The organism is Stenotrophomonas sp. STEN033, from assembly GCF_056856655.1.
The window spans coordinates 15,751-38,375 of the sequence record NZ_JBXFWM010000009.1; the positions used below are offsets into that span (position 1 = coordinate 15,751).

Consider the following 22,625-nt stretch of genomic DNA (forward strand, 5'->3'; position numbering starts at 1 on the left):
TATGTATTCCATTGCCCGCCCGTTTTTGTTCACCCTTGATGCCGAGCGCGCGCACGGCCTGGGCCTGTCCGCGCTGGATCTTGCCTGGCGCACCGGTACCACGCCGCTGATCGCCGGCCGCATCAAGCCACTTCCCACCCCGGCGTTTGGCCTGAGCTTCCCCAACCCGGTTGGCTTGGCAGCTGGCCTGGACAAGAACGGCGAACATATCGAAGCCCTGTTTGCATTGGGCTTCGGCTATGTCGAGATCGGCACCATCACCCCGCGCCCGCAGGCCGGCAGCCCCAAGCCGCGCCTGTTCCGCCTGCCGCGGCACAACGCCATCATCAACCGTATGGGTTTCAACAACCTCGGTGTTGATGCGCTGGTGAAGAACGTGGAGGCGGTCAAGCACCGCCCCGGCCCGCTCGGCATCAACATAGGCAAGAACAAGGACACGCCAAATGACGATGCGCTTTCCGACTACCTGATCTGCATGGAAAAGGTCTACCCGCTGGCCGATTACATCACCGTCAACATCTCCTCGCCCAATACCGCCGGCCTGCGCGAACTGCAGGAAGAGCAGGCATTGCGACGCCTTGTAGCCGGCCTGCGTGAAGCACAGGAGCGGCTGGCCGCCAAACATGGCAAGCGCGTGCCGATGCTGGTCAAAGTGGCACCGGACCTGAGCGATCGCGACATCGATGCGGCAGCACGCGTGCTCGGCGAATTGGGCGTGGATGGCGTAATCGCCACCAACACCACCATCGGCCGGCCCACCGTGGAAGCCGATCCACTGTCCAGGGAAATTGGCGGCCTGTCCGGCGCCCCCTTGCTGGGTCAATCCACCCTGGTGCTGCGCCGGCTGCGCGCGCGCCTGCCCGAATCAGTGCCGCTGATCGGCGTTGGCGGCATCAGTTCCGGCGCCGATGCCGTGGCCAAGATGGCGGCTGGTGCTGCGCTGGTGCAGTGCTATAGCGGCCTGATCTTCCAGGGCCCGCGCCTGATCGGCGATTGCGTCGATGCCATCCGCCGCCGTCGCGAGTCACCCTCCGGGGGCGCCGTCGCACCGCTATGACGAATGCCGCAACTGCCTGGTCACTGACCGAGAACGCGTCGCTGCGCCACCTCAACACTTTCCACGTGGATGCCCATGCCCCGCGCATGCTGCGCATCGCCGATCCCAATGCGCTGCCCGAGGCCCTGGCCACCATCGGCGATGCCGACCTGCTGGTACTTGGCAGCGGCAGCAACGTGCTGCTGGCCGGCGATCCCCAGGATGTGGTGCTGGTATTCGACAACCGGGACATAACCGCACTTGAACACCGCGCCGACCACACCATCGTCCGCGCGGGCGCAGGTGTGATCTGGCATGAGCTGGTGATGTGGTCGTTGAACGAAGGCCTGTCCGGGCTCGAGAACCTGGCATTGATCCCCGGCACCGTCGGCGCCGCACCGATCCAGAACATCGGCGCCTACGGTGCCCAGGTCGGCGACTTCATCCAGGTCGTCGAGGCCTGGGACCGGCAGGAGCAGGCCTGGGTGCGCCTGGACCAGGAAGCGTGCCGCTTCAGCTACCGCGACAGCCTGTTCAAGCACGAGGCTGATCGCTACCTGATCGTCGCCGTCGAGTTCCGTCTGCCGTTGCTGCACGAATTGCAGCTGGACTATGCAGGCATCCGCGAGGAGCTGCAGGCCATGGGAATCGAATTGCCGGTCTCGGCCGACGTCGCCAACGCCGTCATCGCGATCCGTCAACGCAAGCTGCCCGACCCCGCCGTGCTCGGCAATGCCGGTAGCTTCTTCAAGAATCCCATCCTGCCGGTTGAACAGATCGATGTGTTGCTGCAGCACTACCCGGCGCTGCCCGTGTTTCCCGGCAACGATGCCAGCAACCGCAAGATATCGGCGGCGTGGATGATCGAGAAGGCCGGCTTCAAGGGCCAGCGCGAAGGGGATGCAGGGGTTTCGCCCAATCATGCGCTGGTACTGGTCAATCACGGCAACGCGACCGGCGCCGAATTGCTGGCATTTGCCCGGCGCGTGTCGGCCGCCGTGCTGGAAAAGTTCGGCGTGCCGATTGAACCCGAACCGAGGCTGGTCGGCGCCCGCTGGTGAATACTGCCTTGGCTGCACCCCGCTCCACCGCCATGCGCGCTGCCCTGCTGATGTTCGGTAGTGCGATGGCTTTTGGTTTGATGGCCGTCGCCATCCGTCTTGCCACCGACTACGTCCCCACCCAGGAAGTAGCGTTCTTCCGCAATGGCTTTGGCCTGCTGGCGCTATTGCCGATGCTGCTGCGGCCCGGCCACGCGCCATTGCGCACCCAGCAGTTGCCACGTTATTTCCTGCGTAGCGTGATTGGCCTGGCCTCGATGCTGTGCGCTTTCTGGGCAATCGGCCATCTGCCACTGTCGCAGGCTATCTCCCTGTCGTACTCAACGCCGCTGTTCGTCACCATCGCTGCGGTGTTGTGGCTGGGTGAGAAGGTCCGTATCCGACGCTGGGCGGCCGTCATCACCGGTTTCATCGGTGTGCTGGTGATCGTGCGCCCGGGCGCGCACAGCTTCGAGCTCGGCAGCCTGGTCGCGGTATTGGCCGCGGTACTCAGCGCTCTGGTCGCCATCCAGATCAAACAGCTGACCCGCGTCGACGGTCCCGATACCGTGGTGCTCTACACCTATGTGTTCTGGGTGCCGCTGTCGTTGATCCCGGCGCTGTTCGTCTGGGTCTGGCCGAACGGCATCGCCTGGCTGTGGCTGGTCGCCACCGGAGTGATGGGAACCCTGGGCCAACTGCTATGGACCCGTGCCCTGAAACTGGGGGAAGTCTCCGCACTCACGCCCATCAGCTTCACCCAGCTGCCACTGGTGGTAACGATGGGCTGGCTGCTGTTCGGCGAGACCCTGGACCGCTGGACCGTGATTGGAGCGCTGATCATCCTCGGCGCCAATGCCTATATCGCCCACCGTGAGGCGGTATTGGCGCGACGCCGCGAGAGCCTGCAGAACGCCCGCGCCGGCGATACCCCCGCCTGAGCGGGCATCGGGGTTTCAGGCCTGCAACAGCAGCACCAGCAACGGCGCCGCGGCGACATTCAACACCCCAGCCATCACCATCACCAGCCCGGCGATCGCGCCCTCGCTCTCGCCCAGTTCGCGCGCCTTGGCCACGCCCATGCCGTGTGCGCCCATGCCAAACAGCGCACCACGCGCCATCGCGCTGCGTATCGGCAGCAGTTTGAGCAGCACCTGCCCACACAGAGCACCGCAGATACCTGTGATGATCACGAACACTGCTGTCAATTCCGGTATGCCACCAATGCGTCCGGACACATCCATCGCAAATGGGGTGGTCACCGAGCGCGGTGCCAGGCTCAACCTGAGTTCCGGTGACAGATGCAACGCCGTCGCCATGAGCCACGCAGAAGCGATCGCCACACCACTGCCAACCAGCACACCTGCCCCCAGCACCTTCCAGTGCCGTGCGATCAGCGTCCGTTGCTGGTGGATGGGCACCGCGAATGCAACCGTCACCGGTCCCAGCATCGCCACCAACCAATGCGTACCACGCAGATAGTCGTGATAGCTCGCATGCAGCAGGAACGCCAACCCCAACAACGCCAGCGGCGCGCTGATCAGTGGGGATGCCCATGCCTTGCCGCTACGTTGATAAAGCCGCTTGGCCAACAGATAGCTGAGCAGAGTGGCCATTGCCCAGAACAACGGCCACAGCAATTGCGTTGCCGGCCGGACCACCATCTCAGTGAGCATCACGTCCACTCCATCGCAACAACAGCTCGACGGTAACGGCAGTGGTCGCCATGACCAACACGGTGCCACCCACCACCACCAGCAGCAGCTTCAGTCCCAGCCAGCCGAACATCTGGCGGTTGTCCAGCAGGATCATTGCCGCGGGGATGAAGAACAACAGCATCTCCGCCAACAACAAGCGCGCACCCCGCGCAAACGACAGCGGCGACCACCAGCGCAGGGCAAACACCAGCAGCAATGCGCCCAACCCGACAATCCCGCCCGGCACGGGCAAACCGAGCTGCCGCACCAATCCCTCTGCCAGCAGCCAGAGCGCCACAAGCGCAGCAATCTGCAGGCACGCACTGCGGCGGAGCCCGCGCCGCAGACCCAGCCGGCAGCGCCGCCAGAACAGCATCAACGTTTCCATGCCTTCTATGTACGCCTGGCCGATCCATAATTAAAATGAATTCACTGCATTCACTGGATTCCTTTTGGGAATGGACATCAGACAACTCTCCATGCTGGTGGAAGTGGTGCGGCAAAATGGCTTCTCGGCCGCGGCCGAGACCCTGTTTGCCACCCAGCCAACGATCAGCAAGGCGATCCGCCAGTTGGAGGACGAAATCGGCGAGGTGCTGCTGGAGCGCTCCCGCCACGGCGTCCGGCTGACGCCAGCCGGACAGATTGTCTACCGGCGCGCCCTGGCCCTGCTCGGCGAACGCCAGGACATGCTGCGCGAGCTTGAAGAACTACGCGGACTGCGCCGCGGCGAGTTGCACCTGGGCCTGGCCTCGTTGGGCAGCGACATCCTGTTTGCGCCGGTGTTCGCCCGCTTCCGCCAACTGCATCCGCAGATCGAACTGCACGTGCTCGAACGCGGCAGCGAAGCATTGGAAGAGAGTCTGCGAGCCGGCGAAATCGAACTGGCGGCCAGCCTGCTCCCGGTCGCCGATGACCTGCAGTGGCAGCCCGTACGCACCGAGCCACTGGTTGCCTTGCTGCCTCGCGATCACAGCTTGGCAAACGCAGCCAGCCTGCAATTGCAGGACCTCGCAGAGGTCCCCTTCGTCCTGTTCGAAAAAGGCTTCCTGCTGAACCGGCATATCATCCGTGCCTGCCAGGCACGTGGTTTCAGCCCCCGCGAAGTCACCCGCAGCGGCCAACCGGATTTCATCGTAGCGCTGGTCGCGGCGGGTCTCGGCGTCGCCCTGTTGCCCCGCATGATCGCCTCCGCCCGCCCGCGCGCGAATGTGGTGATGGTGCCTCTGGATGAGCCTGAGCTGGACTGGAAGATGGTGCTGGCCTGGCGCCGCGGTGGCTATCTGTCCGCAGCGGCGCAGGCATGGTTGCGCCTGGTGCAAGCCGAGCACGGTGATGGACGCTGATATTCAGGCCATCGACACCCGTCGCAACCGCTGCGCTACCTGCGAGGCATTGACAGCTTGGTCGTACAGGAATCCCTGGCCAATCCGATAACCGGCCTCGATCAATATCTGCCGCTGGCTGGCGCTCTCCACGCCCTCCGCCACCAGGTCCAGACGCAGGCTTGGCCCCAACTTGCCGACCGCCTCGACGATGGCGCGTATCGATGGCTCGTCCACCATGCGCGCAACAAAACTACGATCGATCTTGAGCACATCGATCGGGTAGTCGCGCAGATGTGCCAGCGAAGAATGGCCGGTACCAAAATCATCAAGCGCAATGCGCATGCCCGCCTCTTTCAACAGCCCCAACGCACGCGCAACGAAGGCAGAACCACGATCGGTGAGAACCTGCTCGGTGACTTCCAGCTCTATCTGCGTCGGGTCGACGTCAAAGCGTTGCAGTTTCTCCAGCAGGGTCTCAGCGAAATCATCGCGTAGAAATTCCACCGGCGCGGTATTTATCGCTATCGGTGGAACCTGCAGACCCTGTGCCTGCCACGCGCAGATATCGGCCAATACCTGTAGATGCATCAACTCCGCCAGCCGCGAGGCCAGCTCGTAATCGCGAAAGGCCTCGTCGAGCAGGCAGGCTTTTCCCATTGCGTTGTCTTCGGCACTGGGCCAGCGCAGCAGAGCCTCGTACCCCACCACGTGGCCATCCTGCAGGTTCACTTTCGGCTGGTAGTGCGGCACCACGCCACCATCACGAACCAGTTGGCGCGCCTTCAACCGCTGATTCGCCGCAAGCTCGGCGATGGCCATCAATCGCCGGCTGTACAGGCGTACCCCGCCGCGCCCATTGGCCTTGAGGTCATTCAAGGCTGTATCGGCGGCCTTGAGCAATTCCGCCGGTTCCTGCGCGTCACGTGGATACAGCGCGCAACCGATGCTCATTCCGGTACTGATCACCTGCCCCGCGTAGGTGACTGAACTTTCCGCCAACAAGCTGATGCATCCTGCGATCTGCAGCAGTTCGGCTTCGCCGGCAACATCCTCAAGCACCACGGCGAATTCATCCCCCCCCAGTCGCGCCACCGTAGTCGTCCCGCTTACCTGCGCCGCCACCCGCTTGGCCAGCACACGCAACAGATGGTCACCCGCGGGGTGCCCAAGCGTGTCATTGACGTGTTTGAAATGATCAAGGTCGATGATCATCAGGCCCAGCGTTCCGCTGCGCCCACGCTGGCGCTGCAGACTGTTTCGCAGCCTGCGGTTGAACGAACGCCGGTTTGGCAGGCCGGTGAGCTCATCAATCTCACAGGCAATACGCAGACGTTGTTCCGCCTGCTGTTGTCGGCTGACATCACGCGACACGCACAGGACGCCGTTCACGCCTCCATTCCCATCGAACATTGGCGTGAGAATATTGTCCCAGAACTGTGGCTGCGCACCTTCGGCGCCGGTCTGTCCGGCAAAACGCGCAGGTCGTCCGCTGCCCGCCATCGAAAGCGCACGTTGCCCCTTTTTTTGAAACGCAGCGGGCAGCAAGTCCGTCCATTGCATGCCGAAGGTTCGCTCACCCAGCAGCAAACCGGCCACCAGGCAGCCGGAACGATTCATGTGACGCACCGAGCCATCGATGTTTATCACCGCGATGCAATCCAGGCTTGCATCGAGCATGCGATCCTGCAGGTCCAGGCTCTCCTCCAGCGCGTGGCGAAGACTTCGCCTGGCACTGACATCGGTCATGGTCACTGCCTGCAATGGCACCTCCGCGCCGGGGCTGCCCAGGCGCACCTCGAACCAATGCTCGGCACCAAACTCATCCTGCAAACGACACTCGAACGCTGGTGCGTGCCCATGCTGCAGGAACTCTCGCCACGCACCGATCGCCTGACCACGCTCTCCCACGTGGACACGTGCCAGCCATTCGCGTGAACTGCCCAAAGCGGCATCATCGCCAAAGAACTGGCGCCATCGCAGATTGGCCTGCACGGGCACGCCATCGTGGATCATCGCAGCCATCTGCGGCAGCGCGTCCAGCACTGCCTGCAACTGCACATATAGATCCGCCAATCGACCCCTCCCTGGAGACGGTTGAGCACTCTCGTCCCAAAGCATTGCACTTCCCCCTGATGCACTGCCGGCCTGGCCCCAGGCAGCGCGCTCATCATGCAGCACCACGAACGCTTCAGGAGTGAAGAAGGTGTCGTGATCGCCACGCGGGAAAACGATTTCAGCTGCGTGACAGGCTGTAGGTAAACCCCCATCCGCCCCGAGTCCGCGCCTGCGGACGACACCGGCGTTCGGCGTTCACGTTTCGACATTCACTCACACGTCCCGTGCCTGCCGTCTGGCAGTCACACATATTGCGTAGCCGGGGGCATCTGACCACTACATGGCCTTTTGCAGTATCGCTGGCGTGATGCCTGTGTTCGTTTCCGTATTACCCGTCATCGCTGTTTACCCACGCGATCGACAAATTCCCATTACATCGATTTCACACTTTCATACGTGCAGAACGGTGTCCACGCTGCTCATGTCAGCAGCAAATCCGGAAAAGATTGCGGTGCAATCATTCGTGACTCCCTCCCCTTCCCAGCAAAGTATGAATAGGTTGGTGTGCCTACAAGGCCTGCCTACCAATGCGGTCGTACGGTATCCAACGAAGATTGGATCCGGCGGAAAGGCGCGCGTGCAACCAACCGGGCATCGTGGGGAGCTACCGCAGCCATAGGCCTGCGTGCCAGCAATGTGCGCGAAGAGTGGCAAACAAGCCGATGTAGATCATCCACGACCAACACTAATTCCCAACTGCGCCACACACTTTTCGCCGCGGATGCGCTGGGAAATACCTACAGCCAAATCCAATTGGCCGTCCTAATCTTCCCAACCTGATTCGAAGCTGCAAGGCCACACGGAAAACAAACAGGCAACGTGCCCGGAAGCGCAACCGGCGACCCATTACCCCCTCGTCGGCAATCGCGGTTCACGTGCAACCCGCTGGCACCCTGGCATCGCCGATGCATTCGGCTGGCGGCCAACAGCGCAACGCGAGGGTGTCGGAAATCCAACAGTGCAGGTATCACCTTCCACATGCAGCTCACGCACGACCTGCACCACGGAGGGTGAAGCGCCTGTCGCACAGTGACGCTCATGGGCTCCCAGTTCTCCGCGACGCATTGCGCAGCTTCAGAAACAGCGGCTTCACCAACGCGCTCGCTTGCCATACCTGGAGCGGGTCTCCCCAACCGTCATGCCGCAAACAGCATGACCCAACCACCGCCTGCGACATTGAAGTGCGGCTCCTGGCAGAACCGCATGGCTATCAGCCGCAACCTCGACCGGAGCAGTGTCCTGACGCTCTGCGGGCATCGCAGCGGTTCGTCCACACGCCAACGCTTGGCTACGAGAAGTGTCGGCATACATCCCCCAAATGAATAGGAAACCCAGATGATCTCCACCCTTCCCTCCCTCTTCAAAGCCACCGCACTGTCCCTGGCACTTTCCGGCCTGCTCGCTCCGGCTGCACAGGCCGCATCGGGCACGGTCACCTTCAAGGGCGAGATCGTCCAGTCCACCTGTGACGTCAGCACCGCAAGCGCAAACCAGACGGTCACGATCGGCACCTTCCCGACCACCTTGTTCAAGGAAGCCGGCGACGTCTCCGCGCCCAAGAGCTTTGATATCACCATGGAGAACTGCAAAGCAGGCACCTACACGCTTCGCTTTGACGGCACCACGCCAACCGGCCATCCGGAGCTGCTGTCGGTGAGCAAGGCCGGAGGCGTCGGCATCGAGATCCTCGACAACCAGGACAAGGTGTTCCCGATCAACCAGGAACTGGCTGATCCGGCCCTGGTAACCGTCAACGCTGATGGCAAGGCCACCGTCAACCTGAAGGCACGCTACAAGTCCTACGAAAAGGAAGTTCGCGCCGGCGTCGCTGACGCCAACTCGACCTTCTCGATCGAGTACCGCTGATCCATGCCGCAGGGCTGATGACGCACCCAGCGTTGTCGGCCCTGCATTCGGCTAACGCCGTGATCACCTGCACCCACCCGCTATCGAAACCCCAATGACTTCACTGCCCGCCCGCGGCCTTCCGCCAGCGCGATGGTCCTTCTTGTTGCCCCTGCTTTTCATCCTTTCCTTTCCCGCGGCCGTCCATGCGGCAGTGCAGGTGCAGGCCACCCGCGTCATCTATGACGCTAAGTCAGCCTCCGCTGCCGTCACGCTGGCCAACAAGAGTGCATTGCCCTATCTGGTCCAAACATGGCTGGATCAGGGCGAGGACACCCTGCCCATGCGAGACCTGCCGATGGTGATCACGCCGCCGCTGATGCAGTTGGCCGCTGGCGAACAAGCCGTCGTCCGTATGATCTACGCAGGAACCGGTTTGCCCGAGGACCGGGAATCCCTGCTATGGATCAATGTCCAGGAGATTCCGCCGAGCGCGGACACGGAGAACGTCCTGCAGGTGGCCATCCGCACCCGCATCAAGCTGTTCTACCGACCGGCCGACCTGGATACCACGCTGGACCAGGCCAGCCGCGAGCTGCAGTGGCGCATTGATGGCCAGCAACTGCAGGTTCGCAACGATAGTCCGCTGCATATCACTTTCGCGCATCTGCAAGGGCTGAGCACTGCCGGCATTGGCAGTGAAATCGACCTGGACATGATCGCTCCGGGCCAAACGCAGTCGGTGCCCCTGTCAAAGCTCAAGCTGGCCGACGCGCAGATGCTCCGCTTTGGCTACATCAACGACTACGGCGGCATCACCGATGTCACCGATGTCGCCATCCAGCGCTGAACCGCTCTCCGATCCACTTCGCGATTTCCATCATGCTCGGCCCCATCCCTGATACGAAGCGGCGCGCCCGCCGCGTCCCGCGCCTGGCACCCTTGGCTGTCGCCTTCAATGCGCTGGGAATTGGCGGCGCGCTTGCTTCCCCACAGTTCAATCTGGACTTCCTGCGCGGCAACACCGATCAACGCGATGTCGCCGCGCTGTCCAGTCCGGGTGCAATCCTCCCCGGCACCTACCCGTTCGCGGTCTACCTCAACGGCAATGAAGTGGCACGTGAAGATGTCACTTTCACGATGGCCGCGACCGGTCAGGCCGAGCCCTGCCTCAGCCATGCCCAGCTCACCCGCTGGGGGGTGGATCTTGCACACGCCGATGCAGCGGCGGATGCCTGCCAACCACTGGCAACCCGCATCGTGGATGCAGGGCTCAGCTACAACGGCAACCAGCAGCGCCTTGATCTGCGCATACCGCAGGTGAATCTGATCAATCTGCCCCGCGGCCACATCCCTCGTGCATTGCGCGACCAGGGCATCAATGCCTTGCTGATCGACTATGCGCTGAGCGGCGCGCACAACAAACAACGGCAGCAAGGTCGTGACAACTACTTCTTTGCTTCGGTAAACAGCACGCTCAACGCCGGCATGTGGCGGTTCCGCCATACCGCCAGCGCCAACCGCAGCAATGGAAACAAGACCACCCGCTGGAGGAGCCAGGGCTTTCTTGCCGAAACCGACCTGGGTTCCTCGCACAGCCGGTTGGTGCTGGGTGATACCTACACCGCGTATGGTGTATTCGACAGCATCCGCTTTCGCGGTGCGCAGATTTCCAACGACGACGAGATGCTCCCCTACAGCCAGCGCAGCTACGCGCCGGTTGTACGCGGCGTAGCCGCCAGCGCCGCGCGCGTCGAGGTACGCCAGGACGGGCGTCTCATCCACGCGTTGAACGTCGCCCCCGGGGCCTTCCAGATCGACGACATCGTCCCAAACCGCCTCAGCGGCGAACTGGATGTCTCGATCATCGAGGCCGACGGCTCGCGACAACGTTACAAGCAATCGTTTTCTGCCGTGGAGACAATGCTCCGGCCCGGCCTGTTCCATTACGAACTCAGCGCAGGCGAGCTCCGCAATGGCTACGAGCACTACCGGCCGCGCTTTGTGCAGGCGAGTGCCGCCAAGGGCCTGGCCTCGGACATCACCCCGTATGCAGGCCTGCTGTTATCGGAACAATACAGCGCTGTAGCCCTGGGCGCGGCACAAAGCCTTGGCCGGCTTGGATCGGCATCCATCGACATAAGCCATGCCCGCACCCGCCTGGCGCAAGGCGGGACCAGCAGCGGCCAGAGCGTCCGGTTCCTGTATTCAAAATCCTTGAATACGCACGGTACCGAGTTTCGCCTGGTGGGTCATCGCTATTCCACCTCCGGCTATTACGACTTCAGCGATGCCTCGGCGGAACATGCGCAGTGGCAGCATGGCTACTATGAAACCAGTTACGAGGACCCGGTAGCCGCTTCGGATTTTCCCACTGCATGGCAGCAACCCCAGCAACACCCGATCCGTAGCCAGCGCTTCCACAACAAGCGCAACCGCCTTGAGATCGCGTTGAACCAACGCATCTCCGATACCTACTCACTCAGCGCCAGCTACAACAACCAGAACTACTGGGGAACCAACACGCGTGAGCGCGAACTGCAGTTGGGCCTGAACGGGCAAATTGGCGCAGTCAATTTCGGCACCTTCTTCCGTCATAGTCAGGGCCGCTATCGTCACGCCGACCGCTCTTTCGGCCTGACCTTGTCGCTTCCGCTGGATAGGCTGGGGCCGCGCCGCACCAGTGGTTCTGCCTCCTACAGCCATTCCCGTTATGGCGGTGCCAGCTATCAATCCGGCATCAATGGCACCTTGCTGGACCGTGATCGCCTGAGTTACGGCGTCAGCGTTGGCAAAACCGACGCCGGCAATGTTGGTTCGGCCAACCTGCGCTACGCCGGCAGCAAGGGAGTCGCCACCATCGGCGCCACCCATGCATCGGCCTATTCGCAGATCAATTGGGGGCTGCGCGGCGGCTGGGTACTGCACCGCGACGGCCTGACGTTTGCGCAATCACTGCACCGGACCAACGTGCTGGTACACGCACGCGACGGCGCAGGGCTTGGTCTGGAGAACCAATCCGGGGTCCGCCTCGACCGCCGCGGCTACGGCCTGGTCAGCGGCATCAGCGCCTATCGCCTGAATCATGTCGCCCTGCGCACCGATGATCTCGGTGCCGATATCGATGCCAGCAGGATCTCCAGGAACATCGTCCCGACCCGTGGTGCGCTGGCGCGCGTTGACTTTGAAACGCGGCGCGGCCTCAGCGTGATGGTCCACCCCATCCTGATCGAGGACATCCGCGTTCCCTTGGGAGCGACGGTATTCGGCAATGATGGACTTGGCCGTGGCATCGCCGGCCCCAACGGCGAGATCTTCGTCAGTGGCGTGCACCCAGGCGAACGCCTCTCCGTCCGCTGGGGCGTCAAACCTGACCAGCGCTGCGAGATGCAGCTAGGCCCTGCGCAAACCCTGGAAGCTGACAGAACGCTGCCCGGCTACCGCCACATTGAACTGCACTGCCTTCCTCCAGGCCAATCAATCAAAGACTGACGATGAAGAATTTCCTGTTCCGCGCACTGACGGCACTATTGCTCCTGCCTGCGCTGCCCAACCTCGCCTGGGCACTGTCCTGCAAGGACGCCATGACCGAATCGGTCAACCAGGTCATCCCCTTGCTTGATGAGATCACCATTTCAAAGGGCGACGCCGTCCGCGGCCGACTGCTGTGGCGATCGGAGGATTACACCGTAGGTTTCCGTTGCGTGGACGCACAGGGTGCACCGCAAGGTGAGGATGCATTCTTCTACTGGGACCCGGACAGGACGGTTGCCCGAATCCACCCTTCCATCGAGGTTGGCGTGACCATCAAACACGTGGACCACAAGATCGACGGAGGCAACCCGAGAATGCGGGTGGGCAAAGGCACCACGCCACCGGCGAACCGCCAGAACTGCAAGATGTACTGGAACCATTCCAAGGCAAAGAAATGCGCCACGTCATTGATGCTCAATGTCACCTTTTCCGTCTACATCAAGGCAACCGGCAGCCCACCGCCTCCGAGCGGACACATCAATAACCACGGCGTCTACGATCTTTTCCAGGTCGATGGTGAGGGCGGCTTGAACACCTCGCCAAACTCAAATTTCCGCGCCGGCATCTCCGGGCTTGGGCAGATCCACTTCATTGCCTGCAATCCAACCATCTCCGTGATTGGAAACGCGGGAAACACCGTGAACTTCGGCCGCATCCCGGTTGCGGACATCAACAATGGCGCCATCCAGGCACAGGTTCCTTTCCAGATCCAGGTCGACATGACCCAACCCGGGTCCGGCAACGAATGCAGCAATCAGATGCTGGTTGCATCGATCAGCACGCTCAACAGCGTCAAGGACGGCAGCCTGATCCTGCCCAAACTGAATGGTGGATTCGGCATTGCGATATCCCGGGCGGATATGCCGGGACGCTTCATCCAGTTCAAGCAGTCGATGCCACTGGGGCCCGTCAACAACGCCTTGATGAACTACGATTTCCTCGCCTCGTTGATCTGGATAGGCGACAACGCCAAACTCGGGCCATTCTCGGCAACGGCAACCGTCAACGTTACGTTCCGCTGATACCTACCTGGAAACAGCAAGGGCGTCGATCTGCATCAACGCCCTCGCCTGTTCTACGCTGACACCTCAGCGCTGCATCATTCCCACTCGATCATCAACAGCTCACGCAAGTCCGCGTGGTTAAAGGGATTTGCTTTGATCGACATAGGCCGTTACCGTCGCTTTTACCGTCAGAAAAACAGGTCCTTTGCTGGTGCGGGTTTACGCGGCATCGGCTCATCATCAATCAGCGCTTAGGATACCGCAGCAAGTCGCGTGGCGAGCAAGTCGGCCTGCTCGGCAAACTTCTTCGCATCGGTCTTCTGCAACTGCGCCAGGTTGTGCAGCTTCCAGCGGATGCCCGGCAGTTGTTCGAGGTGTGCGATGTCCAGCAATGACCACTCCGGCGTGCCAGCGGCCAGCGACATCAGAAAGCGCCGCTCATCGCTATCCAAACCCTGCTGGATTTCGCGCACCATGCGCTCGCGCACGGCGAGCAGCGCATCGAGCGACACCGGCTCGGTCGTCATGCCCTGGAAGTTGTGCTCGTAGTCGTGCCGGATGTCCCGCAGCGGCGTGAACAACACTTCATGGATCGGCCGATTGCTGCTGGCCAGATAGACCACGAAGGCGCGCCGGATACCGGGCGTGATGCCCTCGTGCGCAAAGAGCTGCATCACGTCGAACAGGTCACGCGGGTGCTGCCGATCGAGCGCCGCCACCAGCTTGCCGCCGTACACATCTTCCAGCGACACCACCGGAATCTCCAGATCAGCCATCAACACGTCACGGGCCATCGGCGTCAGCGAAGCGCGGTGCACCTGATGCACCGTGCCGCGCATGACGAAGTTGACTTCGACCTTGACCTGAGTCGAGCCGCGACGCACCAGCAGCTTGGTCTCCCCTGCCGCCGCCGCTGGCGCGTGTGTCTGGAATCCCCGCTTCTTCAACCGCTCGGCAGCTCGCCGGATCGCCTCGTTGATGCGCGCCAGTGCCTCGTCGCGCGGCAAGGTGTGGTCGGGAAAGACCAAATCCAAATCCACCGACAAGCGCGGCATCTCACGCACGAACAGATTGATCGCCGTACCGCCCTTCAATGCAAAGGTGTCGTCCGCGAACACCAATGGCGCCACCTGCGTCAGTAGCCGCGCGGTATCGAGATAGGTCTGGTTCATGGCTTGAGCACCAGCAGGCCATCGGCCGAGCGGGACACCCAGGGCCGGTCGCTGCCGGTCGGCAGTGTGGCCGGGTCGAGCTTGGCCGCCCAAGGCAGCGACGCCTCGCGGCCGAGTTGCAGGCACAGCCGCACGGTCTTGACGTTCGTGCAGCGTTGCAACAGCTCGCGCAGCACATCCGCGCGCAGGCTATAGGCGCTCTCCACCAGTTCACGGGCTTCCTGCAAAGGCTGGCGCACGCCGACCTCACTCAACAGTTCCAGCAAGGCGCGCTCCGGTGCCGACACCTGCGGTGCCCCGCTGCGCTGCTCGAACTGGCCGACGTGCAGCAAGGCGGCCGGCTGCTCGTCGAACAGCCGTTTGCGGTGGTATTCGGCCGGGAAGCGTTCGGTGAACCATTCCGGCAGACGTGCGGCCTTCCAACCATACAGATGCAGCACCGGCTGCTGCGACACGTACTGGCGCACGCCATACCAGTCCAGCGCCGACTTGCCGCCGACGTGCAGCCCCTCGAATTGGCGCTGCAACAGCAGCAGACTGGGATGGAGCGCCGGGGGATCGTTCGGACGGCAGAACACCCCACGCGCCAAGCGCGTAAGCCACCCTGCCCGGACGTAGTGAACAGCCAAGTCGGCAGAGATGCCCAGCGTCGCCAAATCCTCCGAGGTCAGCGGCGTTCCCGGCGCCAACCGGGTGTAGAGCACATTTAGCTTGCTTGAATTAGTCGTAGCCATGCTACGATATATACATCTTTTCCAATCGATCGTCAATTTGATATGGAGGAACCAATCGTAGACTGGATACGACAATGTAATCTTATCCAAATAATCACCCTTTCGGCATAGCCGTGCGGGAAGAAGGTCGGGTGTCATCTCCCCTGCCCCGCCGGAATCCTCGATCCCCAGCGATAAACGCCTCCAGCATGTGCGGGATCAGCGTCATGGCATCGACCGTCTCGCCATACGCCTGCGCGTGCAGCGAGGCGTAGCGGTCGAGGTCGGCTTTCAGGCTAGCCGGGCAGGCGAAGGTCAGCTTGATGCTCTCGGTCTTGGGCAGCGGCCCGAGCCGCAGCTTCTTGGTTGTGCTCATTGCATCGCCCCCCGTTGGAAGAACATCGGCTGATAAGGTCGGAACACCAAATCGCGGTTGACGATGATGCGCACCGGCAAGCCCGGCCGGGCGGTCAGCGTCGGCTGGATATTCATGTTGCGCCGGGTGATTTCCTGCCCAACTTGATTGATGCTGTCCTGGGCGCTGTCGCGCCCCGCGATGACGATGCGGTTGCCGTCCTGCCGGTTCTCCGGCGCGGCCAGCTCGGCGCCCACACCCAGCAGCGTCGTCAGCACCGCGCCCGCGACGATGCGATTCCAGTGCCAGTTCACGTCATCCTCCAGGCCGGCGTAGCCGGCCGGATCGGTGCCCACTAGGTTGTCGAGCGTCAGCGAAGACGTGTCGGGCAAGATGATCCGGTTCCACACTACTTGCACGCGGCTCTGCCCGTAGCTGACCTGGCTGTTGTAGCGCCCAAGGATGCGCGCCCCCTGCGGAATCAGCAGGAACTTGCCCGTGGCTGTGTCAAAGACCGGCTCTGTCACCGTGGCGATCACGTCGCCCGGCAAGTCCGACTTGATGCCTGTCACCAGCGCGCCCGCGATCACGGTTCCAGCCATCACCTGATAGGGCGACGCCGGCAGCGCCAGATTGCCGGAATTGCGGGTTTCCGTAGAACCGGCTTTCAGGAACGCCTCTTTCTGGTCTTGCCGGTTCTGCACGGCGGTCGGGTCGGCGGGCTGGGCCGCCGTCGAGGCAGGCCCGGCAGCGAGAGGATCGAAGGCCGCGAGCGTGCTTGCAGCACCCGGCGCTGCCTGCGCGACCGTGGCGGCGGTCTGACCTTGGCCGCCCGAGCGGAAGAACACCGACGAGGCCGCCGCCGCGTCCGCCTCCTTGCGCAAGGCATCCTCGGGATCATGGCCTGGCGGCGCATAGGCCGGCGTCACCGGCTGCTGCGAAGCGACGATGGCAGGGCCAAGGTCGCCTGGTAACGGCGGCCCTAATTCCGGCACTTTTGGCGGTAGCTTCGAGTAGTCCGAAGGCAGGCCATCCAACCCTTCGGACTTCGACACACGATCGACGTTGTAAAGCTCGGTCTGTTCATTGGCCCCGCGCCGCTGCGGTTGCAATGACCAGATCGTGGCCCCGAGCACGGCGACCGACAGGCCGCCAACGAGGACGGCCAGCACGCGCCGGTTCAGGCGCATGACGGGGCGTGGCTGGGCGCGCAGCGGCACCGCCTCGGGCGCAACCTTGCCCGCCTGCGGCGTGGCGAGGTCGGTAGTGTCGTCTTGGCTCATGGTCAATTCCTCCGCGCAACGCCGTCCGTGCGCTCGATCCGTACCACGTCGCCCTTGTCACCACCCAGGCGCAGTTCGGCCGCGCCGAACAGCCGATCCACGATGTAGTACGGCGAGCGGAAGCGGTAGTTCACCAGTTGCCCATCACCTTGTGGCCCAATGACGAACAGCGGCGGCAGCTCGCCTTGCGCGATATCAGGCGGGAACTGGATATAGACCTTCTCGCCGTCATCGAAAGCGCGCAGTGGCTTCCACGGCGGATTGCTACCCGAGACGGTGTAGCGGAAACGGATCTTCTCCAGCGACAGCCCGCTATCGACCGGCGCGGCGGCACTGGCCGCCTGCGCCTGGCGCTGCAAGGCCAGCATCTTGTCCTTCGGGTACTCCCAGGACACCGACGCCATCCACGTCTTCTCGGTCGAGGTCAACTCGATCAGGTAGGTGCGTCGGCTGGTCGTGATGACCAGATTGGTCTTCAACCCCGAGCGAATCGGCTTGACCATTACGTTCACGCGCAACGCATCACCGCTGCCGCTCGATGTGTCGCCCACGATCCAACGCACGGTATCGCCGGCGGCGACCGTCACCAGCTCCTCACCCGGCTGGAGCGCGATTACGGTCACGCGACCCACGGCCGCATAGACCTGATACAGCGCACCATCGGTATAGGGCCACACCTGAATCGCATTGACGTAGCCCTCGCGCGTGGGCGCGATGCGTGCCTCGGCGTTGGCCCGAGACACGCGCACGGTCTCGTCCGCCGGCTCCGGCGCGGGCTTGGCAGCCTCGGACTCGGGCAATGGCTTCAACTGCGTTGGCATCGGCAGCACCTCGGGCACGGCCACCATCTCCACCGGCTTGGGCGGCTCCGGCAGCGGCTGGGCCTGCACGGGCTCATCGAGCGAGATGGTCGGCGGCGGCTTGCCCTGTGTGGCGCAGCCCGCCAGGGCCGCAAGCGCCAGCACGGAAACATAAATACGGAAAGACGATTTCATGGTTTGGCTCCTTCGGAAGAATCCAGTTCACGCGCCCAGGACAGGCCGTTGACGTAGATGCCCAAGGGGTTCTTGCGCAGGCGCTGCTCGGTGCGCGGGGTCTGCTGCACGATGGAAATCACGGCGTTCCAGCGTTCAGTCCCTGCGGCAGCGCCGTTGACGAAGCGCTGCTCCGTCCAGCGCACGTTGAAAGACGTGTCGCTGGCGCGAGTCACGCTGGTGATCTGCACCGTCACCGACTCCTTGCCAATGCGTGCGAACGGGTCGCTCACGCGCGCGTAGTCGTTGAGGACGGCCGCGCCTTTGTCGGTCGTGTAGTCGTAGGCATCGAGCCAGTTCTGGCGGACAACGATGGGGTCGATTGACAACGAGCGCACCAGACCGATGAAGCGGCCCAGGTGGTACGCAGTCTGTGCATCGCTGGGCCGGTACGGCGTGGCGGCTTCGCCGACCGCGCGCACCTGGCCGGCGTTGTCCACCTCCACGACGTAGGGTGTCACGATGGACTGCGCCGAACGCCACACCAGGCCGCCGGCCATCAACAGCGCGAGCGTCAGGCAGCCGAAGGCCATCAGCCGCCAGTTCTTCGCCTGCACGCGCGGCGAGCCGATGCGGTCGTCCCACACTTGGCCGGCAGCTTGGTACGGCGTGGCAGGCTGCGGCGTGTCGGCATAGCGCACCTGCGGTTTCTTGAATCGCATGGTCAGCTCTCCTTATGAATCGCTTCAGTCGTCGGAGCCGCGCAGGCTCGGCCCTTGGCCAGAGCCGCCGCCATCGCCACCGCGCAGCGCGTGGGCGGTGGTGGTCGCGGCATGGGTGATTTGTTGGCGGCGGTGCAGCCGCTTGGCCCAGGCAGGTTGTTCCGGTGCCTGGGCCGCAGTGGCACTTGCCGGGGCGGGGCCACCTGACGCTCCCGCATCCCCATTCCAGCCTGCGCGGAAGGGAGCGGCCATGCGTTGCCCGGCAGCGGAGGCTCGGGACGCAGCGCCTCGCCCAGCTGCCTGCGCACCCGTCTTGACGACGCTGCCCAGTCCCCGCCCTAGCGTTGAACGCGGCGATGGCCGTGATCGGCGGCATCGCCGGCTGGATTGCCCATTCCACTGGCCTGCTGGCCGACGCTCTGGACATGCTGTCCGATGCCACCGCCTATGCCATTGGCCTGGTCGCTATCGGGCGCACGGCGCGCTTCAAGGCCAATGCCGCTTGGGTCAGCGGCAGCGTGCTGCTTGTGCTGGGTGTGGGCGTGTTGGTTGAGGTGGGCCGCCGGGTGATGTACGGCGCCGAGCCGGTCAGCGGCTGGATGATTGGCACCGCCCTGCTGTCGCTGGCGGTCAATATGGCGGTGCTGCGCATGCTGGCACCGCTAAAGTCCGGCGAAGTGCATCTGCGAGCGACGTGGCTGTTCACGCGGGCCGATGTGGTCGCCAATGTTGGGGTGATCCTGGCCGGTCTGTTGGTGTGGTGGCTGGCCAGCCCGTACCCGGATTTCGTGATCGGCGCCCTGATCGGCCTGTATGTGATCAAGGAAGCCTTCGAGATTTTAGGTGATGCCCGCCGGGCAGGTGCCGACGCGCGCAAGACGGCTGCATGACCAGGCTTGGCCGACTGAGCTCGGACTCTGGCGGCTGCGCTTGAACCCGGCACTGTCACGTGGCGCAGCTGGCCCCCGACCTAATCCGTCGCAGCTCAATCTGCGTGACCGTGCGGAAGCTCAGGCAAAACGTTAACTTTCTGTTCTTCGGATGCCGGATTCCGTCAATTTCCCGCGCCAGCTTTTGCCTGGCCACCTGACTCGCAGAGGCCACTCGAGCCCGCGAGATTGATGAATAAGCGTCAGCTTGCTGATGAGCGGGACCCAAGGTATCTTTCCGGCCTCAAATGTATCAGTCCTAGCCACACGTGCCTTCCATTGTCATCCATGCCAAGCGCTACGCTCTGGCACTGCTGCTCGCAGTGATGATCATCGTGCCTGTCGTTGATGCTTCGGTCTGCTTCTCTGAGGAGCAGTCACACCAGGAAGTGGCAGGGCCAGGCGATGGCCACCCCGATAAGGCGCATGCCGCTTGTGGTCACGGTCACTGCCACCACAGCAGCACTTTTGTGGCGTCCAACGGTTTCACCAGTGCCGAAGCCGCAGGAAATGAAGGCGGGCACACGTTCTACGAACAGCCCATGACGTCCCACATCCCGGACACGCTGATTAGACCTCCCAGGCTTTGATCGCATAACAGGCGCAACGCGCCTGTCAGTCCTTCTGCGATCACCTTTGTGTAGGTCTTTCCATGAACACATCTTGTTGCTGGGCGCTCCGTGCGCTCGGCCGACGCGTGGCTGCACGTGCAGTCGCCGGCCAGTACTGCGCCGCCTTGAAGAAGGCGACCTGAATGCCCTTCTCAACATCTACCAATCTCCGAACTGCACGCGATCGAGCGGCACTACTGATGGCAACCTCCGTGCTTGCCATCGGCGCATCTCTTGGTGTGCGCGATTTTGGGCCTGTCGACGAACCGAGATTTGCCTTGGTTGCCACCCAAATGGTGGCAACCGGAAGCTCGCTGTTCCCGCGTCGGGGAGCGGAGCTGCACCCAGACAAGCGTCTCTTCATGTGGATCTCGGCTGCACTGCTGTCACTGACCCAAAACCTGCGGACCGCGGTCCTGGCCCCTTCGCTGGTGTCAGGCGTTGCATATGTGTGGATGGCTTTCCATCTAGGAACGCGCAATGGCGGCCGTGTGCGCTAGGGGCGCGCGCGGTGGTCAATAAAAAGGAATCACCAATGCATTACGTGAAAACAGAATTCAACCGAGGCAGTTCGCGCGGGGGCCTAGGCTCAGATCCACTGGGCCGTCTTGGCAAGCCCATCTGCGGCCCGCAGCTGGGCGTCAACACGTTGATTATCATCGTGGCGATGTACTTCACGTTCTTTCTCAACAGCGCGTTCTTCGCAGAAGTAATTGCGAAGAGTGGTGCGGACGGAGCAGCTCGTGCGCTACTTGTTATCTCTACGGGAGCGATCCTCACTGCCTTGAATGTGCTCATTCTCGGATTGCTATGCGTTCGATGGACGGTGAAGCCGGTTCTTGCATTGCTTCTCGTCGTGTCCGCTACTGCTGCCTACTATTCAGACAATTACAGCGTCTACTTCGACGCCAGCATGGTACGAAATGTGCTGAAGACCGACGGCGCTGAAGCCGGAGAGTTGCTGACCTGGGGCTTCTTTCTTGCGGTACTAATTAAAGGCGTCGTGCCAGCTATCGCGGTATGCATGGTAAGGCTCCAACGTTCTTCCAATGTGACGCGGGCGATACTTGCAAGAGTGCTTCTACTTGGCATGGCGGTTGTTGTAATCGTTGGCGCGGCAATTGCGTCATTCGACGACCTCTCATCACTCATACGCAATCACAAGCAAGTCAGATACCTTGCAAACCCTGGAAACTACATCGCTTCCATTGCGAAGGTTGTGCGAGAAGACACCCGTGCGGAGCGCGGTCCGATCCAAGTGGTTGGCCCCGATGCCATGATGACGCCTCATCCGCCAGGCGCGAAGCCCCACTTCTTGGTCATCGTTGTAGGTGAGACGGTTCGTGCGCAGAACTGGGGTTTGAATGGATACGGCAGACAGACAACGCCACAGTTGGCAGCGTTGGACGTCGTCAATTTCTCAGACGTGACCGCCTGCGGGTCAAACACCGAAGTGTCGGTGCCCTGTATGTTCTCTGCGTACGGGAGGCGAGACTACGATCGAGACAAGATCAAAGGTTCGGAGTCGCTTCTGCATGTTTTGGAGCGTGCCGGGGTCAGGACCCTATGGCGTGACAACCAGACTGGATGCAAGGGCGTCTGCTCTGATCTGGCATTTGAATCCTATCGCGTGCCGGTCAAGGATGTTCTGTGCGACGACCAAGCATGCCGTGACGAGATTATGCTGCAAGGTCTGCATGACTCGATCGAGGACAACCCTGGTGATGTCGTTGTCGTTCTACATCAGCTGGGGAACCACGGACCCAGCTACTTCAAGCGATACCCGGAAGATCTGACGAAATTTACTCCCGACTGCCGAAACGCAGACTTGGGCAAGTGCACACGCGGTGAAATCGTCAATGCGTATGACAACGCGGTCCTTGCGACAGATGACTTCCTTGCAAAGACAATTCGCATGCTTGAACAGGACAAGAGTCACGATACCGGGCTGATCTATGTCTCCGACCACGGCGAGTCATTAGGGGAGGCGAACGTCTATCTTCACGGGCTCCCCTACGCTATCGCCCCTGATACTCAGATCAAGGTGCCGATGGTGATGTGGATGTCTGATGGTATGAAGAGCAGCAACAACCTGGACCTTCAATGTGTCCGGGACCGATCAAAGCAGCCGTCCAGCCACGACAACCTCTTCCATTCTGTGCTTGGCCTGATGCAGGTTAGGACGACGGTGCTAGACGAGAGCCTAAATCTGTTCTCAGGCTGTACCAGCAACGCCGGTCACAGCCTATAGCCGACCACGGCGAGTA

The 22,625-nt window shown here is 62.3% G+C and carries 20 protein-coding genes and 2 pseudogenes; 12 read left to right on the top strand and 10 right to left on the bottom strand.

From position 1 onward, the window contains the following. The first annotated feature begins 1 nt into the window (after nucleotide 1). Genes AC1VXC_RS05045 through AC1VXC_RS05055 form a run of 3 tightly spaced genes read left to right on the top strand, consistent with a single transcriptional unit; the run spans nucleotide 2 to nucleotide 3,017 of the window. Nucleotides 2-1,057, top strand: coding sequence for a quinone-dependent dihydroorotate dehydrogenase (locus AC1VXC_RS05045; RefSeq protein WP_313171692.1), 1,056 nt, complete (start codon nucleotides 2-4; stop codon nucleotides 1,055-1,057). Beyond that, complete coding sequence (gene murB, locus AC1VXC_RS05050; RefSeq protein WP_313171690.1) at nucleotides 1,054-2,097, top strand: UDP-N-acetylmuramate dehydrogenase; 1,044 nt, start codon at nucleotides 1,054-1,056, stop codon at nucleotides 2,095-2,097. Before AC1VXC_RS05045 ends, murB begins: the two co-directional genes overlap by 4 nt. 32 nt (nucleotides 2,098-2,129) lie before the next feature. Then, on the top strand, nucleotides 2,130-3,017 hold the full coding sequence (locus AC1VXC_RS05055) for a DMT family transporter (protein WP_313492768.1): 888 nt from the start codon (nucleotides 2,130-2,132) through the stop codon (nucleotides 3,015-3,017). 15 nt (nucleotides 3,018-3,032) lie between these two features. On the opposite strand, the gene AC1VXC_RS05060 is transcribed toward AC1VXC_RS05055, so the two are convergent. Together AC1VXC_RS05060 and AC1VXC_RS05065 are read right to left on the bottom strand one after the other, a co-directional pair. Beyond that, nucleotides 3,033-3,752 (bottom strand): LrgB family protein, encoded by a 720-nt coding sequence (locus AC1VXC_RS05060; RefSeq protein WP_313492661.1) that lies wholly within the window; start codon nucleotides 3,750-3,752, stop codon nucleotides 3,033-3,035. After that, complete coding sequence (locus AC1VXC_RS05065) at nucleotides 3,742-4,149, bottom strand: CidA/LrgA family protein (RefSeq protein WP_482995012.1); 408 nt, start codon at nucleotides 4,147-4,149, stop codon at nucleotides 3,742-3,744. Before AC1VXC_RS05065 ends, AC1VXC_RS05060 begins: the two co-directional genes overlap by 11 nt. 82 nt (nucleotides 4,150-4,231) lie before the next feature. Here AC1VXC_RS05065 and AC1VXC_RS05070 point away from each other — a divergent pair, with 82 nt between their 5' ends. Continuing rightward, nucleotides 4,232-5,119, top strand: coding sequence for a LysR family transcriptional regulator (locus AC1VXC_RS05070; RefSeq protein ID WP_313492659.1), 888 nt, complete (start codon nucleotides 4,232-4,234; stop codon nucleotides 5,117-5,119). A 3-nt stretch (nucleotides 5,120-5,122) separates the two neighbouring features. Here AC1VXC_RS05070 and AC1VXC_RS05075 read toward each other — a convergent pair whose 3' ends face one another. After that, on the bottom strand, nucleotides 5,123-7,174 hold the full coding sequence (locus AC1VXC_RS05075) for a putative bifunctional diguanylate cyclase/phosphodiesterase (RefSeq protein WP_313492657.1): 2,052 nt from the start codon (nucleotides 7,172-7,174) through the stop codon (nucleotides 5,123-5,125). 1,377 nt (nucleotides 7,175-8,551) lie between these two features. Between AC1VXC_RS05075 and AC1VXC_RS05080 the strand changes: the two genes are divergently transcribed. The 4 genes from AC1VXC_RS05080 (at nucleotide 8,552) to AC1VXC_RS05095 (ending at nucleotide 13,617) form a co-directional block, all read left to right on the top strand. Next, entirely contained in the window at nucleotides 8,552-9,082 is a 531-nt protein-coding gene (locus AC1VXC_RS05080) for a fimbrial protein (protein WP_313492655.1), read from the top strand. A 145-nt stretch (nucleotides 9,083-9,227) separates the two neighbouring features. Further along, nucleotides 9,228-9,911, top strand: a complete 684-nt coding sequence (locus tag AC1VXC_RS05085; protein ID WP_313171680.1) for a fimbrial biogenesis chaperone — start codon at nucleotides 9,228-9,230, stop codon at nucleotides 9,909-9,911. Between the two features lie 32 nt (nucleotides 9,912-9,943). Further along, nucleotides 9,944-12,553 carry a fimbria/pilus outer membrane usher protein gene (locus AC1VXC_RS05090; RefSeq protein ID WP_481538668.1) on the top strand — a complete coding sequence of 870 codons (2,610 nt, stop codon included), beginning with the start codon at nucleotides 9,944-9,946 and terminating at the stop codon, nucleotides 12,551-12,553. 2 nt (nucleotides 12,554-12,555) lie between these two features. Then, nucleotides 12,556-13,617: a fimbrial protein gene (locus tag AC1VXC_RS05095; RefSeq protein WP_481538669.1), complete on the top strand. Its 1,062-nt coding sequence runs from the start codon at nucleotides 12,556-12,558 to the stop codon at nucleotides 13,615-13,617. A 233-nt stretch (nucleotides 13,618-13,850) separates the two neighbouring features. On the opposite strand, the gene AC1VXC_RS05100 is transcribed toward AC1VXC_RS05095, so the two are convergent. The 7 genes and pseudogenes from AC1VXC_RS05100 to AC1VXC_RS05130 all read right to left on the bottom strand — a co-directional run. Then, nucleotides 13,851-14,771 carry a nucleotidyl transferase AbiEii/AbiGii toxin family protein gene (locus AC1VXC_RS05100; RefSeq protein WP_154352421.1) on the bottom strand — a complete coding sequence of 307 codons (921 nt, stop codon included), beginning with the start codon at nucleotides 14,769-14,771 and terminating at the stop codon, nucleotides 13,851-13,853. Beyond that, a complete protein-coding gene (locus AC1VXC_RS05105) occupies nucleotides 14,768-15,643 on the bottom strand; it encodes a type IV toxin-antitoxin system AbiEi family antitoxin domain-containing protein (RefSeq protein WP_343238142.1) in 876 nt (291 codons plus the stop codon). Before AC1VXC_RS05105 ends, AC1VXC_RS05100 begins: the two co-directional genes overlap by 4 nt. Continuing rightward, the gene (locus AC1VXC_RS05110; RefSeq protein WP_154352420.1) at nucleotides 15,600-15,860 is read right to left on the bottom strand and encodes a DUF2274 domain-containing protein; all 261 of its coding nucleotides are present in this window, start codon (nucleotides 15,858-15,860) and stop codon (nucleotides 15,600-15,602) included. Before AC1VXC_RS05110 ends, AC1VXC_RS05105 begins: the two co-directional genes overlap by 44 nt. After that, nucleotides 15,857-17,122: a TraB/TrbI/VirB10 family type IV secretion system protein gene (locus AC1VXC_RS05115; RefSeq protein ID WP_154352419.1), complete on the bottom strand. Its 1,266-nt coding sequence runs from the start codon at nucleotides 17,120-17,122 to the stop codon at nucleotides 15,857-15,859. Before AC1VXC_RS05115 ends, AC1VXC_RS05110 begins: the two co-directional genes overlap by 4 nt. 2 nt (nucleotides 17,123-17,124) lie before the next feature. Beyond that, the gene (gene trbG, locus AC1VXC_RS05120) at nucleotides 17,125-18,117 is read right to left on the bottom strand and encodes a P-type conjugative transfer protein TrbG (RefSeq protein WP_154352418.1); all 993 of its coding nucleotides are present in this window, start codon (nucleotides 18,115-18,117) and stop codon (nucleotides 17,125-17,127) included. After that, nucleotides 18,114-18,818: a conjugal transfer protein TrbF gene (gene trbF, locus AC1VXC_RS05125; protein WP_099605284.1), complete on the bottom strand. Its 705-nt coding sequence runs from the start codon at nucleotides 18,816-18,818 to the stop codon at nucleotides 18,114-18,116. The genes trbG and trbF overlap by 4 nt, the downstream gene beginning before the upstream one ends. Before the next feature lie 24 nt (nucleotides 18,819-18,842). Next, nucleotides 18,843-19,151, bottom strand: a pseudogene (locus tag AC1VXC_RS05130) (P-type conjugative transfer protein TrbL); the annotation flags it as partial. Between the two features lie 11 nt (nucleotides 19,152-19,162). On the opposite strand from AC1VXC_RS05130, the gene AC1VXC_RS05135 reads away from it, so the two are divergent. The 4 genes and pseudogenes from AC1VXC_RS05135 (at nucleotide 19,163) to AC1VXC_RS05150 (ending at nucleotide 22,609) form a co-directional block, all read left to right on the top strand. Further along, entirely contained in the window at nucleotides 19,163-19,708 is a 546-nt protein-coding gene (locus AC1VXC_RS05135) for a cation efflux transmembrane domain-containing protein (RefSeq protein ID WP_481538670.1), read from the top strand. Between the two features lie 308 nt (nucleotides 19,709-20,016). After that, nucleotides 20,017-20,337, top strand: a complete 321-nt coding sequence (locus AC1VXC_RS05140) for a hypothetical protein (RefSeq protein WP_481538671.1) — start codon at nucleotides 20,017-20,019, stop codon at nucleotides 20,335-20,337. Nucleotides 20,338-20,501: 164 nt separating this feature from the next. Next, a pseudogene (locus tag AC1VXC_RS05145) lies at nucleotides 20,502-20,735 on the top strand (dolichyl-phosphate-mannose--protein mannosyltransferase); the annotation flags it as partial. 158 nt (nucleotides 20,736-20,893) lie between these two features. After that, nucleotides 20,894-22,609 carry a phosphoethanolamine transferase gene (locus AC1VXC_RS05150; RefSeq protein WP_055765228.1) on the top strand — a complete coding sequence of 572 codons (1,716 nt, stop codon included), beginning with the start codon at nucleotides 20,894-20,896 and terminating at the stop codon, nucleotides 22,607-22,609. Nucleotides 22,610-22,625 lie beyond the last annotated feature (16 nt).